The sequence below is a fragment of the Ruegeria sp. AB8 genome, from assembly GCF_056542605.1.
The window spans coordinates 1-14,730 of record NZ_JBQGAB010000016.1; the positions used below are offsets into that span (position 1 = coordinate 1).

Annotated in this window: 13 protein-coding genes; 3 read left to right on the forward strand and 10 right to left on the reverse strand. The window is 59.1% G+C overall.

The window, feature by feature from the left end:
* The 5 genes from glyA to ACR0CG_RS16425 form a co-directional block, all read right to left on the reverse strand.
* On the reverse strand, window positions 1-751 hold a 751-nt coding region (gene glyA / locus ACR0CG_RS16405; RefSeq protein WP_480526309.1), incomplete at its 3' end, for a serine hydroxymethyltransferase.
* Window positions 752-813: 62 nt separating this feature from the next.
* Window positions 814-1,785, reverse strand: coding sequence for a 2-hydroxyacid dehydrogenase (locus ACR0CG_RS16410; protein ID WP_480526311.1), 972 nt, complete (start codon window positions 1,783-1,785; stop codon window positions 814-816).
* Window positions 1,785-2,675: a succinate--CoA ligase subunit alpha gene (gene sucD, locus ACR0CG_RS16415; RefSeq protein ID WP_170616669.1), complete on the reverse strand. Its 891-nt coding sequence runs from the start codon at window positions 2,673-2,675 to the stop codon at window positions 1,785-1,787. The genes ACR0CG_RS16410 and sucD overlap by 1 nt, the downstream gene beginning before the upstream one ends.
* Window positions 2,675-3,871, reverse strand: coding sequence for a malate--CoA ligase subunit beta (locus ACR0CG_RS16420; protein WP_170677652.1), 1,197 nt, complete (start codon window positions 3,869-3,871; stop codon window positions 2,675-2,677). The genes sucD and ACR0CG_RS16420 overlap by 1 nt, the downstream gene beginning before the upstream one ends.
* A gap of 28 nt (window positions 3,872-3,899) precedes the next feature.
* Window positions 3,900-5,141, reverse strand: a complete 1,242-nt coding sequence (locus ACR0CG_RS16425) for a pyridoxal-phosphate-dependent aminotransferase family protein (protein WP_480526314.1) — start codon at window positions 5,139-5,141, stop codon at window positions 3,900-3,902.
* 221 nt (window positions 5,142-5,362) lie between these two features.
* On the opposite strand from ACR0CG_RS16425, the gene ACR0CG_RS16430 reads away from it, so the two are divergent.
* Window positions 5,363-5,992, forward strand: coding sequence for a response regulator transcription factor (locus tag ACR0CG_RS16430; protein ID WP_321253760.1), 630 nt, complete (start codon window positions 5,363-5,365; stop codon window positions 5,990-5,992).
* A gap of 154 nt (window positions 5,993-6,146) precedes the next feature.
* On the opposite strand, the gene ACR0CG_RS16435 is transcribed toward ACR0CG_RS16430, so the two are convergent.
* Together ACR0CG_RS16435 and ACR0CG_RS16440 are read right to left on the reverse strand one after the other, a co-directional pair.
* Window positions 6,147-8,615, reverse strand: a complete 2,469-nt coding sequence (locus ACR0CG_RS16435) for a GcvT family protein (protein ID WP_480526316.1) — start codon at window positions 8,613-8,615, stop codon at window positions 6,147-6,149.
* Between the two features lie 134 nt (window positions 8,616-8,749).
* A complete protein-coding gene (locus ACR0CG_RS16440; RefSeq protein WP_480526318.1) occupies window positions 8,750-10,270 on the reverse strand; it encodes a trimethylamine methyltransferase family protein in 1,521 nt (506 codons plus the stop codon).
* Window positions 10,271-10,364: 94 nt separating this feature from the next.
* On the opposite strand from ACR0CG_RS16440, the gene ACR0CG_RS16445 reads away from it, so the two are divergent.
* Window positions 10,365-11,273: a LysR substrate-binding domain-containing protein gene (locus tag ACR0CG_RS16445; protein ID WP_480526320.1), complete on the forward strand. Its 909-nt coding sequence runs from the start codon at window positions 10,365-10,367 to the stop codon at window positions 11,271-11,273.
* Window positions 11,274-11,457: 184 nt separating this feature from the next.
* Window positions 11,458-12,861, forward strand: coding sequence for an MATE family efflux transporter (locus ACR0CG_RS16450; protein WP_480526322.1), 1,404 nt, complete (start codon window positions 11,458-11,460; stop codon window positions 12,859-12,861).
* Window positions 12,862-12,870: 9 nt separating this feature from the next.
* Here ACR0CG_RS16450 and ACR0CG_RS16455 read toward each other — a convergent pair whose 3' ends face one another.
* From ACR0CG_RS16455 to ACR0CG_RS16465, 3 genes are all read right to left on the reverse strand, one after another.
* Window positions 12,871-13,968 carry a M56 family metallopeptidase gene (locus tag ACR0CG_RS16455; protein ID WP_170616656.1) on the reverse strand — a complete coding sequence of 366 codons (1,098 nt, stop codon included), beginning with the start codon at window positions 13,966-13,968 and terminating at the stop codon, window positions 12,871-12,873.
* Window positions 13,955-14,350 (reverse strand): BlaI/MecI/CopY family transcriptional regulator, encoded by a 396-nt coding sequence (locus ACR0CG_RS16460; RefSeq protein WP_170616654.1) that lies wholly within the window; start codon window positions 14,348-14,350, stop codon window positions 13,955-13,957. The genes ACR0CG_RS16455 and ACR0CG_RS16460 overlap by 14 nt, the downstream gene beginning before the upstream one ends.
* A 66-nt stretch (window positions 14,351-14,416) precedes the next feature.
* Window positions 14,417-14,686 carry a DUF2160 domain-containing protein gene (locus tag ACR0CG_RS16465; protein ID WP_480491731.1) on the reverse strand — a complete coding sequence of 90 codons (270 nt, stop codon included), beginning with the start codon at window positions 14,684-14,686 and terminating at the stop codon, window positions 14,417-14,419.
* Window positions 14,687-14,730: the final 44 nt, after the last annotated feature.

Consider the following 14,730-nt stretch of genomic DNA (forward strand, 5'->3'; position numbering starts at 1 on the left):
CATTGGTCAGGATCATGCCGCCACGCGGACCGCGCAGGGTCTTGTGCGTGGTGGTGGTTGCCACATGCGCATGCGGGAAGGGGCTGGGGTGTTCACCTGCCGCCACCAGACCGGCGAAATGCGCCATGTCCACGTGCAGGTAGGCGCCGACCATGTCGGCGATCTCGCGCATGCGGGCAAAGTCGATCTGGCGCGGGATGGCCGAGCCGCCGGCGATGATCAGCTTGGGCTGATGCTCTTTCGCCAGCGCCTCGACCTGATCGTAGTCCAGCATGTTGTCTTCCTTGCGGACGCCGTACTGCACCGCGTTGAACCACTTGCCCGACTGGTTCGGGCGCGCGCCATGGGTCAGGTGACCACCGGCATCCAGGCTCATGCCCAGAATGGTGTCACCGGGTTTGATCAGCGCCTGGAACACGCCCTGGTTGGCCTGAGAGCCCGAGTTCGGCTGCACGTTGGCGAAACCGCAGCCAAACAGCTGCTTGGCGCGGTCGATGGCCAGATTCTCGGCAATGTCCACGAACTGGCAGCCGCCATAATAGCGCCGCCCGGGATAGCCTTCGGCGTATTTGTTGGTCATCACCGAGCCCTGCGCCTCCATCACTGCGGCGCTGACGATGTTTTCGGACGCAATCAGCTCGATTTCATCGCGCTGGCGCCCCAACTCGGACCGGATCGAGCCGAAAAGCTCAGGATCACGATCCGAAAGAGACTGGGTGAAAAAACCATTTGTGCGGTGGGGGGCGTTCACGTGGAAACCTCCTGAAAAGGCCTCCCGACGGGATCACCGGCGGGAGGAAGTGAGGGAAAAGGTCAGATTACACGGTCCCGGGGCGGGCGGCCGGCAAAGAAGTCACTGAGATTGTCGAGAACCCTGAACCCCATGGCTTCACGCGCTTCGCGGGTGGCGCTGCCAAGGTGCGGCAGCATCACCAGATTGTCGCATTGCAGAAGGTCCGGGCTGATACGTGGTTCGCCGTCGAACACATCCAGCGCAGCACCGCCGATTATGTCGAACATCAGGGCCTGAATAAGCGCCCATTCGTCAATCACTTCGCCGCGCGCGGTGTTGATCAGGAAGGCGTCCTGTTTCATCAGGCTCAGCCTGCGCGAGTTGATCAGGTGGCGGTTCGCCGCGCCGCCAGGGCAGTGCAGTGAGACGAAATCGCATTGCGGCAGCAGTTCGTCCACCGTGTCCACCTGAACGGCGTTGCATTGGCCCAGAACGTCCGGCGGTACCTGGCTGCGGTTCTGCACGATGATCTTCATGCCGAAGCCATGATGGGCGCGGCGCGCCATTTCCTGACCGATGCGGCCAAAACCGATAATGCCCAGTGTCTTGCCACTGACCTTGGTGCCAACCAGATGGGTAGGGCGCCAGCCGGACCAACCTCCGGCGCGCAGTTCCCGTTCGCCTTCACCTGCACGACGGGCCACCATCAGCAGCAACGTCATGGCCAGATCGGCGGTGCATTCGGACAGCACGTCGGGCGTGTTGGTGACAGTCATACCCAGATCGCGGGCTGCAGGTTCGCAGATGTGACTGTAGCCGACACCATAATTGGCCAAGATCCTGGTCTGCGCGGCAGGCACATCCAGCGCCTCGGCGCTGAGTGTGTCGGTCACGGTCGGCAACACCGCGTCATACCGTTTCAGCGCATCGCGGATTTCGGCCGGAGACATGGGTTTGTCTCCGGTGTTCAGCACGGTGTCATAGCTCTCGGCCAGTTGCGCCTCGACCGCGGCAGGCCAGCGGCGTGTTACAAGGACTGAAGGTTTAACCATCACGCGGCCTTTCCCATGACGCGGGCGATCGTTTCGCCGATGACTGCGGGGTTTTCTGCCACGGTCACGCCTGCGGCAGAAAGGATTTCAACCTTTTCCGAGGCACTTTCGCCAAAGGCCGAAATGATCGCACCTGCATGGCCCATGGTCCGGCCCTTGGGGGCTGTCAGACCCGCGACATAAGCCACCACGGGCTTGGTGATGTGGTCACGGATATACTCCGCCGCTTCGGCCTCTTGCGGGCCGCCGATCTCTCCGATCATGGCAATGACCTCGGTGTCTTCGTCCTGTTCGAACCGTTCAAGGATGTCACGGAAGGACGAACCGTTGATCGGGTCGCCACCGATGCCGACGCTGGTAGACACACCGATTCCGCGTTCTTTGAGCTGCGCTGCAGCCTCGTAGCCCAGCGTGCCCGAGCGCCCGATGATTCCCACGTTGCCCGGCAGGTAGATATGGCCGGGCATGATACCCAGCAGCGCCTTGCCCGGGCTGATTGTTCCGGCGCAGTTCGGCCCGGTCAGCACCATGCGCTTGTCGCGCGGGTAGCGGTACATGTAGCGTTTGACCCGGATCATGTCCTGCGCGGGGATGCCGTCTGTGATGCAGACGCAATAGCGGATGCCGGCATCCGCCGCTTCCATGATCGAATCCGCTGCAAACGGTGGCGGAACGAAGACAAGGCTGGCATCGGCACCTGTGGCCTCGACGGCCTGTTTGACGGTGTCAAAAACTGGCACACCTTCGACGGTTTCGCCACCTTTGCCGGGGACCACGCCGCCGACAACATTGGTGCCGTATTCCAACATGTCCTTGGTGTGAAAACGCGCCATGCGTCCGGTGATACCCTGAACGATAACGCGGCTGTCGCGGTCGAGAAGAATGCTCATTACACAGCCCTCATCTTGGTGTTTTGGGACAGGTCGTTGCGCCATGCGCCAACGGCGCGTTCGGCGGCTTCCATCAGGGTGGTTGCACGGATGATCGGCAAACCGGATTTGGCCAGAATCTTCTGACCCTCTTCGACATTCGTACCGGCCAGACGCACGATGACAGGAATGTCGATGTCCAGTTCGCGCAATGCCTGCACGACACCTTCTGCAACCCAGTCACAGCGGTTGATTCCAGCAAAGATGTTGACCAGAACCGCCTGAACATTGCTGTCCGACAAAACCAGGCGGAAGGCCTTGGCGACCCGCTCGGGTGAAGCACCGCCGCCGATATCGAGGAAGTTCGCAGGCTCCCCACCGGCCAGCTTAATGGTGTCCATCGTGGCCATGGCCAGACCGGCACCGTTCACGATGCAGCCGATATTGCCTTCGAGGCCGACATAGGACAGGCCACGATCAGCCGCGCGGCTTTCACGGGGGTCTTCCTGGCTTTTGTCGCGCAGTTCAGCAATCTGCGGGTGACGGAACAGGGCGTTGTCGTCAAAGCTCATCTTGGCGTCCAGCGCCAGAACGCGATCATCGCCGGTTATGACCAGAGGGTTGATCTCGACCATGGTTGCGTCCAACTCACTGAATGCGGCATAGCAGCCCTGCAGGGTGCGGACCATTTGCTGCACCAGTCGCGGCTCAAGCCCCAGTTCGAAGGCGATCTCGCGCGCCTGGAATTCCTGCAACCCCACAGCCGGTTCCACGATTGAGCGTACGATGCTGTCCGGGCGTTCGGCCGAGATCTCCTCGATCTCCATTCCGCCTTCGGACGACGCGACAATCATCACCCGCTGGCTGGAGCGATCAAGTACGAAACCCAGGTAAATCTCGCGGTCGATGGGCACGGCGGCTTCTACATATACGCGGTAGACGCCTTTGCCTTCCGGGCCGGTCTGATGCGTAACCAGCTTGCGCCCGAACAGGTTGTCACAGGCCTCGTAGATCTCGCTTTCAGTGTTGCACAGCTTGACGCCGCCAGCCTTGCCGCGCCCGCCTGCATGCACCTGCGCCTTGACGATCCACTTGTCGCCGCCAAGCTCGCGAGCGCGGTAGGCGGCTTGCTCGGGGCTGTAGGCCAATGCACCCGGCGGGACATCGACCCCAAACTTCGAAAGGACCTCTTTGGCCTGGTATTCATGAATATCCATCTGCATTCCTCCCGTTCATGCAGTGCGATTACGCGGCAATTGATGTGCCGTAACGGCTTTCCAGCAGCGCCTCGATTTCTTCGAAATCGACGGTGCCTCCCAACTCATACAGAGCCTCGGCGAACAGGCGCACGATGCGGCTGACGGCCTGATGGTTGAGCTGGTTCAGAATGCCGATGCGAACCTGCACCGGGGCGCTGAGCGTGGGCCAGATGCCAAACCCGCGCGCCCGGCAATTCTGAACAAGTTCCATTTCACGACCTGCCAGCTCTGTCGGCAGATTGAGCACGACAAGGCTGGGCATGTCCGAGGTCACTTCGCAGCCAAGCGCGGTCACAGCGTCGCGCAGAACGCATTCGTGTGTGCGATATGACGCGGATCGCTTGGCCAGCCCCTCCTGAAGGGTCAGGCGCAGCGACTCGTGAAACGCGGCAACGGCGTAGCCCGAATGTGTGCGGTGATAGGTTCCCTTTTCGACATCCTGCCCGTCGACGATGCCCCAGTGGCGGGCTTCGAAAATCGGGTTGTGGACATAGGTATATGCACCCGTCGCCTTCAGCGAATTGATATACGAGTCGGTGAAGCTGACTGGCGCGTAGGTCAGTGGCAGGCAGCACAGGCCTTTCTGCGGGCAGGATGCCCAGCCTGCGATTCCGGGAAAATCATCAATCCGGAAATCCTCGACGCCCAAGGAAGAAACCGCGTCGATCAGGCCCATGGCCCCATGACGTTCGCAGGCATCCGAGAAACCGCGCGGATCGTTGATGCGCCCCGATCCGGTTTCCCAATGCGCCATGAAGGCCCATTTCGGTTTATGGCGAGCCAGGGCCTTTTCGACCATTTCACCCGTAACCGGTTGCCCATGAGGCACTTCGATCACGACAACGCTTGCCGCCTGCGGGTCCAGCGGGCTGGCGGCGTGTTCCTGCGGTGTCGCGGCCTTGATCCGCAGGGTCAGCGAGTCGATGCCCGAAAACGTACCGTTCGAAAAGGCGACCACCTTGTCGCCCGGCATCACGGCCGAGAACATGGTGTCCAGCGCGCTCCAACCGGTGCCGGCGACGGCGAAGGTATAGGCGTTGTCGGTACCCCAGATTTCGCGCAGCATGTATTTGCATTCGACCATTCCGCGCAAAACATCGCCTTGCATGTGGTCTGCAACGCCAGCGCTGGAAAACGCCTGCAGGACGCGGGCGTCTGTATTGCCGGGGCCGGGTCCGGCCGCCAGGGTCTCGGGGATTTCCAGCGGGGGATAAACCTGGAACGTCATTTGTGATCCTCCTCAGCTACGGGATGATTGGCAGAGCCCGTGTGTCGCGTTGGCGATCAGCAAAACTGCAACTTGCCCGAACGCGCAACGTAACTTAATACTGCTTTTGGGCATCTAATTGGGTGGGAAAAAACCTACCCATTAGTGTAAGAATACAAAGGTGTACTGAGATAGAACCTACCGGAATGGGTAGTTATTGAGAATTTTGGGCGGAAAATCAAATGACTGAAAAACCCCGATACCCGATTGACGTCATGCTGGCCGACAACAATCCGCTCGTCCTGTCTGCGATGTCGGAGATTTTTGAACGTGATCCGCGATTCTCTTTGGTGGCCACGTCCGCCACAGCCGAGGGGTTTCTGGGCGCGGTGATGCGGGTGCCTGTGCAGGTCTGCGTCGTGGCGTGGAATCTGCCGATTTTGGGTGCTGCCAAACTGATCGAGGTGCTGCGTGAACAGCAAAACGCACCCCGTTTCATTGTGTATGGCGACGAGGCCGGCGACGTTCCCAGGTTGGCCATGCAGGCCGGGGCCGCAGGGTTTGCCCCACGGTCAGGTGAAGTGGAGGGTTTGCTTGAAACCTGCGCCGACGTTGCCGCCGGCAAGATGGTGTTTCCCTTCATCGATGTCCGGAAGATGCATCAGGATCCGATTCATGGCCTGTCACGCAAAGAACGCGCGATCCTGGAGGCTTTGGCCAAAGGACTGTCAAATCGTGACCTGTCGAAAGAGCTGCAAATATCGACGAATACGGTCAAATTTCATCTGTCCAATATTTATGAAAAACTGTCCGTCAAAAACCGCGCTCAGGCGATCGCATATTACTATTCTTCGAAGTCAGCGCCTGAATGAGTGAGGCTCGTTTTGCGGCTGATCGTATGGCGTTCGCCGGATAATCCGGCGACGAAACACAGCCATTGCTGCGACGGAGTTCAGGGACCACCTGAACTCCGCTGATTCCGTCAGAATTGCGAAGGGCGCCCAGGCGGGCGCCCCGTACAAAATTTCAGCATCGCATATTGGCGCCGTTGGGATCGTAAAGCGGGCCGCCAAGCACTTCGGCATCGTAGAACTCGCCGAGGATTTCAACCTGAAGGACCGTTCCGGGCGCTGCGTGCTCCGACGCGACATAGCCCATCGCCATGGAATAACCCATCCGGTGCGCATATCCGCCTGAGCTGACGTAACCTACCGCCGCGCCATCCTTCAGGATTGCTTCGTCGCTGGAGACATCGATCCCTTCGACGTCGATTGTCATGGTCACAAGCTTTTGTTTCACACCCTCGGCACGGAAAGCTTCGGTCGCCTGCTTGCCGACGAAATCTTTCTTCCAGTTGATGAAGACATCCATTCCGCTTTCCACTGCATTGAAATCCGGCCGGAATTCCGTGGTCCAAACACCCCAGCCTTTTTCAAGCCGCATCGACATGAGCGCACGAGCGCCATACCAGCGATAGCCCAGATCAGCCCCGGCACCCTCGATCGTTTCGGCAAGCCGCAACAGGTATTGGGGGCGGCAGTAGATTTCAAAACCAAGCTCGCCCGAGAAACTGATACGGTTCAAAATGACCGGAGCCCCGCCCACGAAGGTTTGTCGCAGATCGCGGAATTTCATGGCGTCGGCGCTGACATCGGTGCGGGTGATACGCGACAACAGCTCTCGTGACTTGGGACCGGACAGCGCTATCCCGTGCCAGTCGTCTGAAACATTGGCATAAGCGACATCGTCCGGCAGATCCGTTTCGAACCAGCGGCGGTGCGCTTCCTGCATCGCGCCCGACCCAAACAGCATAAAGTGATCCTCGGCCAGGCAGGCAACGGTCAGGTCACCGTACAGCTTGCCTTTTGGGGTCAGCATCGGTGTCAGGGTCAGGCGGCCGGGTTTTGGAACATAGCCTGCGAGAATACGGTCCAAATATGCGCGCACGCCTTTGCCCTTGAACTCGTGCTTGGCGAAGTTGGCAATCTCGATGCCGCCGACGGCATTCTGCACGGCGTTCACCTCGCGTTTGACATAATCGAACGAGCGGTTGCGCTCGAAAGTCGGATCCTCGTGGGCGTCCTCGGGACCGTCCGCAAACCACTGGGCGTTTTCAAGTCCAAAGCCCTGATCCATCAAGGCACCCTTCGCGACCAAACGATCGTAAAGCGCGGTGGTTTTCTGCATCCGGCCCTTGGGAAGGGTCTCGTTGGGGAAGGTCATGACAAAGCGGCGTTCGTAGTTTTCAGCCGATTTGACGGTTCCCCAATCCGGCGTCGCAAACTCGCCAAACCGCGCGACGTCCATGGCCCAGACATCGATCGAGGGTTCTCCGTCGATCATCCATTCCGCCATGGTCAGACCAACGCCGCCGCCCTGACAGAACCCCGCCATGACACCCACCGCGACCCAATAGTTCTTCATCCCCGGAACCGGGCCGATCATCGGGTTGCCGTCCGGGCCGAAAGTGAATGGCCCGTTAATCATGTCCTTGATGCCAGCCTCGCCGATTGCCGGTATCCGTTCGAACGACATTTCGAGTCGTTCGGCGATGCGGTCGAGATCGGGCTGCAGCAACTCGTGGCCGAAATCCCACGGGGTCCCGTCGACTTTCCAGGGGGTCGACTTTGGCTCATAGGTGCCCAGCAACATGCCCTGCCGTTCCTGCCGGAAATAGATGTTGGCCTCATAATCGATACCCGCGGGCAGGCGACCGGCTTCGCCCATGCTTTCCATGCGCTCGGCGATCATCGGGATCTTGTCGGTGATCAGGTAGTGATGCTCCATCGGCTGTACCGGAAGGTGAATGCCGGACATCTGGCCGACTTCGCGGGCCCAGAGGCCACCGCAATTGACCACCTGTTCCGCATTGATCGTGCCTTTCGGTGTCGTCAGATCCCAGCTTCCGTCCGGGCGCTGGCTCATCGCGGTCACACCGCAATGGGTAAAGTACTGCGCGCCGTGTACACGGGCCGATTTGGCAAAGGCATAGGTCGCGCCCGAAGGGTCAAGATCACCGTCCTGATCGTCCCAAAGGGCTGCGTGGTAATGCTTGGGGTCGATCAGCGGATGACGCTCGGCCAGTTCCCTTGGACTTATGAATTCCTGATTGAGCCCCATGTACCGCGCCTTTGAACGTTCGCGTTTGAGGTAATCGTACCATTCCTTGGTCGACGCGGCGTAGAAGCCCCCAGTGATATGCAGGCCAACCGAGTGGCCCGATGTCTCTTCGATTTCTTTGTACAGATCAATCGTATAGCTTTGCAGGCGGCTTATGTTGGGGTCCGAACTGATCGTGTGTATCTGCCCGGCGGCGTGCCAGCTGGACCCGGATGTCAGTTCATCGCGTTCCAGCAGTACGACATCCTTCCACCCGAACTTGGCAAGGTGAAAAAGGATCGAACATCCGACGACGCCGCCGCCAATGACGACAACCTTGGCGTGGGAAGGAAGCGGTTTGCCTGTGGCTGTATCGTCTTTTTGAATTTCGGGCATTGAAGGTGTCCTTGGTTAAGCTTTCAGCGTTTCAAGAAAGGCCGGGTTGGGTCCGAAGTGTTCTTTGCGTTGCCCACGCGATCATTGCGGTTCCGGTCACGACGTTGGCAGGGGGCGTCGCGTTGGCTGTTTTCCTAGTACCAGGCATCGGGCAATTCCTCTTTGCGTCTGGCGACAAATGCCTCCAGTTCTTCGCGCAGCGGGGCGTCGATCGGAGGTTCCTCATATTCTTTCAGCATCTGTTTCCAGCGACTGTGGGCGCGCTGGCGCATGTCTTCCGAGCCGTTTTCTTCCCAGCTTTCGACATTCTCGCTGTCGCTGAGCCTGGGTTCGTAGAATGCTGTCTGGTAGTGGCGCATCGTGTGACCGCATCCCAGAAAGTGCCCGCCTGGGGCGACTTCGTCGTATGCGTCCCGGGCCAATGCGTCGTCTGAAGTGTCCAGCCCCTGGCACAAGACTTTCTGATAGGATCCAAGCCGGTCCGCATCCATGATCAGCTTCTCGAAACCGGTGCACAATCCGCCTTCCAGCCAGCCTGCCGAGTGCAAGACAAAATTTGCCCCTGCCAGCATAGTGGAATGCATGGAATCCGCGCTTTCGTATGCCGCTTGGGCGTCCTCGATCTTCGATGCTGTCAGGGACCCGCCGCACCGCAACGGCAACCCGGCGCGGCGCGCCAGTTGACCTATTGCATAGTTCGACATGACAGGTTCGGGCATTCCAAAAGTGGGTGCGCCCGATTTCAACGACATCGACGACAGGAAGTTGCCCAGCACAAAAGGCGCGCCCGGGCGGATTAGCTGAATATACGCACAGACCATCATCGCTTCGGCCATGGCCTGTGCCACGGACGCCGCGGTTGAGACCGGCCCCATTGCCCCCGAAAGGATAAAGGGCACCACGACCATGCCTTGCCCGCGGGTTGAATACACCCGTGCCGCTTCGGTCACCACACGGTCCACCAAAAGTGGAGAGTTCGTGTTCACGTTCCCCATGATGACGCAGTTATCGGCCATTACGTCGGCACCGAACACGATTTCGGCCATGTCGACGCTGTCCTGCGCGCGGCTCATTTCCGTAATCGCGCCCAGATGCGGTTTGTCGCTGAGGGTCATGTGCGCGAACAGCATGTCGAGATGCCGTTTGCTGACCGGAACGTCACAAGGCTCACAGGTGACGAAGCCACCGTGATGCAGGTTCGGGTGAAGATAAGTTAGTCGCACGAGATCCCGGAAGGCGGCCATATCGCCATATCGGCGCCCACCTTCGAGATCGCGTACAAAAGGGGCGCCGTAAATCGGCGCGAAGACCTGATGCTTGCCGCCAATAATGACTGATCGGTCCGGGTTTCGGGCCAGTTGTGTGAACTCGGCCGGAGCCTGAGAGCACAGATTGCGAATCCAATCGGCCGGCGCGCGCACGATGTCGCCGTCGACCTTTGCACCTTCGCGCTTCCAAAGCGCAAGCGCCTCGGGGTCGTCGCGAAAGGCGATGCCCACGTCTTGCAGGATCCAGTCGACCTGTTCCTCAAGCCGAACGATCAGATCCTCATCAAGCACATCGAAATGCGGGATGATGCGGCGAATATAGGGTGAGGGCGGTGCGCCATTCTGCGCATTTCCTCTTGTTCTTGAACTGCGTGCCCGGCGCACCATGAATGCCCTTTCTGAATCTGCCTATCCTGAAATTATCGTCTGGGTGGGCCTTTGTGACGTTTGAAAATTTCGATGAATTAGATAAACACAGCTTATGCAAAAGCTTTGGTCACATCTGTCCTCACCGCGCCACCTCGTCTTTTTCGAGGCTGCAGCAAGGACTGGATCGTTCACACGTGCGGCGCAGGAATTGAACGTTCAACAACCAGCGGTCAGTATGGCGATCAAGCAACTTGAAAGCTCGCTTGGTGTTCTTCTGTTCCAGCGTAGTCACCGTAAGATCAGCCTGACAAATGCTGGAAGCAAGCTGTTCGCCGACGTGACACGTGCGTTTGAACAGCTTGCGCAGTCCGCCGAATCCATCCGGCAGTTTGCCAGCAATGATCACGTGACACTCAGCGCGTCTTCGGCATTCAACAACTATTGGCTTCTGCCGCGCATCGGGTCCTTTCAGCGCATCCATCCGGATATCGACCTGCGCCTGCAATCCAGCGATCGAGAGCCTGATCTGAATGTTGAAACGATCAGCCTGGCCATTCGACTTGGGGCCGGAGACTGGCCGGACTGCGAATGTGCGTTGATCGCCGAGGAAGTGATCTATCCAGTCTCGTCGCCCCGGGTGATGGCGGCAGCGGTAAATCTCCGAAATGTGCCGGGGCTTCTCAGCCAGCGCTTGATCCATCTTGAGGAACCAATTCGCGAACGCCCTTCGTGGCGGCAATGGTTCTGGGAGTTCGGAGTGACGGAAATACCCCCGCGCAGCGGACTGCGCCTGAATGACTACGCGCTGGTGCTTCAGGCCGCGATTGCGGGCGAGGGGTTCGCCTTTGGGTGGGACCATCTTGTTGCCCCTTTGGTTCAGCAAGGCCTGCTTGCCGCGCGGCCAGAGTGGACCTGGAAAACAGGGAAGGGGATCTACCTGGTTTGGTCGAAGTCCCGGGAGCTGACACCCAAGGCCGAAATCGTGCGGGATTGGATATTGTCTGTGAAGCAAGGTGCCTGACGAGAGGGTCGCTGGCGGCCATCGAGAGTTTTTTCGTTTCTTGCGACGGGCCAAGGAGTGGCCGCCGTCTGAACCCTATCGCAACTGTTCCTGATCTGCGCGACCTCAGGTGAATTGGGGTTGCCGCCCCTTCCCAAACGGCGGCAAGGTGACACAAAGCGCCTGAACAGGAGCAAAGAACAACATGGCAGGTCAGTCCGGCAACGACGCCGTTTTTTTGAACGGCAGCCTGATGCGGCACGTGACGCGCATGTCCTTGACCACCAGCATTGGTCTGATGGCAATTTTCGCGGTCGACTTTGTGGACATGATATTCATCTCGATGCTGGGCAATGACGCGCTGGCTGCGGCGGTCGGCTATGCGGGGACATTGTTGTTCTTTACCAACGCCATCAATATCGGGCTGTCGATCTCCGCCGGGGCGCTCGTTGCACGTGAACTGGGCGCGGGCAGGCCAGAGCAGGCGCGCCACTATGCATCCAGCGTCGCGGTTCTGGGGCTGATTGGTGGTATCCTGATTTCGGCTTTGGTTCTGATGAACCTGACCTTTCTACTGTCGCTTCTGGGCGCCGAGGGCGAGGTGCTGAGGCTTTCGGTCCGCTATGTTTCGATCATCCTGCCGACAATGTGCGTCATGTCCGTTGCCATGACGGCGATGGCTGTATTGCGCGCGCATGGTGATGCGCGACGTTCGATGATTGCAACGATCTACGGCGGTGTGGTGAATGCCGTCCTGGATCCTGTGCTGATCTTCGCGGTGGGGCTTGGACTGGATGGCGCCGCAATTGCATCGGTTTTGGCAAGGCTTTGTATGCTGGCAGCCGCGATACTGCCCGCGTTGCGCGTGCACCGGGGCTTTATGCGGCCATCGCTGTCACAGGTTGCGCACGATCTGCGCCCTGTGCGAACCATCGCAATTCCAGCGGTTCTGACCAATGTCGCCACGCCGATTGGAAATGCCATCGTGGTTCGGGAAATTGCCCAATATGGAACCGACGCGGTGGCGGGGATGGCCGTGATCGGCCGCCTGACGCCGGTGGCGTTTTCTGTGGTGTTTGCTTTGTCAGGCTCAATCGGTCCGATCATCGGGCAGAACTTCGGGGCCGAACGATATGATCGTGTGCGGGGCGCCTTTTGGGCCGGTATCCGGTTTACCGGGGTATACGTCGTGGCAATGTCGGCTATCCTGTTTCTTCTGCGAGCACCAATCGCGGATTTGTTTGCAGCGCAAGGCGAAACACGGACGCTGATCTACCTGTTTTGCGGACCGCTGGCGCTGGCTTCGTTTTTTAACGGAGTGATTTTTGTCGCAAACGCCAGTTTCAACAATCTTGGGCACCCGGTTTATTCCACCTGGATCAACTGGGGGCGACATACCGTTGGAACTTGGGTCTTTGTCGTTATCGGATCCAAGCTGGCGGGCGCTTCTGGCGTGTTGCTGGGACAGGCCTTTGGTGGGGTAATCTTTGCCCTGGTGGGATGGGTTCTGGTCGAGCGCGTCGTCGCAGGGCTGGCACACCCGCAGAAGATCGACCCGTTTACAGGGCAAAACCGTATCCACTCGCTGTTCGGGCGTCGCGGCTGGTGATCTGAGGGATCAGTTACCCTGGTTACGGGCCTCCAGCCGTTCCAGATTGACAACCGTTGACAGCATCAGCCGATCATGGCTCCAGTCATGTGTCTGCCGAAGCGAGGCTGATCCAAGCGCGAGCAAGGTTGCAAAAGTCAGCGTCAGACCCAAAAACAGAACCGGCAGCGGAGCCGTGGCCACCTGCGTGTCGGTCAGCGCGATCACCCGCTGCTGCAAAACCCGCTTGGCCTTTCCACCAGAAACCAGCGCTACATTCAGAACCTTCGGGTTCCGCATCGCGACTGTACGGGCGCAATAATCAAGCAAGCAGGACGTGTAGTCCCGCGCGTCGATCCCTTTGCGGGCAACAACCGACTGATCACAGGCCAGTTCCCGCAACCGGTCGAACTGATATTTCAGAAGCTGATAGGCCGGGTTCCAGAAAAGAACGGGGCGCAACAGTTCGAATCCCAGTTCCCATTCCACGTCACCCGCGCGGATGTGCTGAAACTCATGTGCCAGAGCAAACCGCATTTCACGCGGCGTATTCAGCAAGTGACTGGGTAGAACAACGTGACGGCGGCGCAGACCGCGCACCGCGAAGGGCACCGTGATGCGGTCCGACAGGCGAATGTCCACTTTGCGCGAGCGGCGCCACAGAAAACTTGTCCCGATCGTGTTGCGAATGGAAATCGCATCACGCACAGCGCGGACAAGATACAGCGCCGAGATCATCGCCAGAGCTATCAGGACAATAATCAAAGCCAGAGACTCACCCGAAACGATATGATCGATCCAGCGTTCGCGGGTGTTGAGCAATGCCTCGAACTGGACCGCTGGCATCGCGATTTCGCCGCGCAGATAAGCGGCAACCGCAATGTCACCCAGCGCCACTGCGCGACCGGGCCATGCCAGCCCCGCCAATGCCGAAGCCCCTAGCGCCAGCAGAGGACTGAGTACCACGCAAACGCACAGCGTTTTGAGCGCGCGCAACTGCGCGACAAAGCTGTTTCGCATCGGAGTCTTCGCCAATGTCGCGCGAGCCAGCAGCCAGATAAGGGCGGACAGGCCAAGCACGATGTTCAATTCGAGATACGTATCGAGAACCGGTTTAACCGCTGTCATTTTGCAGTCTCCTCTCTACCAGTGCCCGAATTTCCTCCAGATCGGCTTCGCTCAGCCCCGCGTCATCGACCAGACGCGCCACCAACGTGGCGGGTGTGTCGTCGAACAATGTGCGGGACAGGTTCTGAAGCGAACGCGCCTGATACCTGTCTTTTTCCAGAAGTGGTCTGTAGATCAGCGTTTTTCCGTCCTTGCGGCTTTCGACGAAACCTTTCTCGTCGAGAATGCGCAGAATGGTCGCGCCGGACGTATAGGCCAGATTGCGTTCTGGTGGCAGACAATCAAGCACGTCACGGACCGAGCCCTGACCCAGCGCCCAGAGTTCGTTCATGAACTCGAGTTCTACTTCGGTCAGGAGGTTTGTTGTTTTTTTCTTTCGCATCGGTCTTTCGTGTCGCATTTATTAGTATGCCTGACAGACAAGCATCCTTTCGCTGTTTCGCAAAGCTTAAACTTTCCAGAAGACGAAAATGCCCCATCCGACGGACAGGAAAAGTGGTGTCCAGACGGGCTGACCCACCAGGCCCAGCCAGGCAAGGAAGATATAGGCCGAGCCCAGCAGGGTAATAAACAGCCTGTCGCCCAGCGTGGTGGTCAGCCCCAGCACGCCGCGCCGTTCGATGCCGTCCCGGAATTTGAACCCTTCCAGCAGGCCAATCAGTGCAATGGCCGAGAAGATGCCGACGAACACGGCCAGCGTGGCTGGGGTCCAGGCCATCCAGAAGTCGGGCCACAAGGGGTCAGTCCACGAGAACCCTTTTT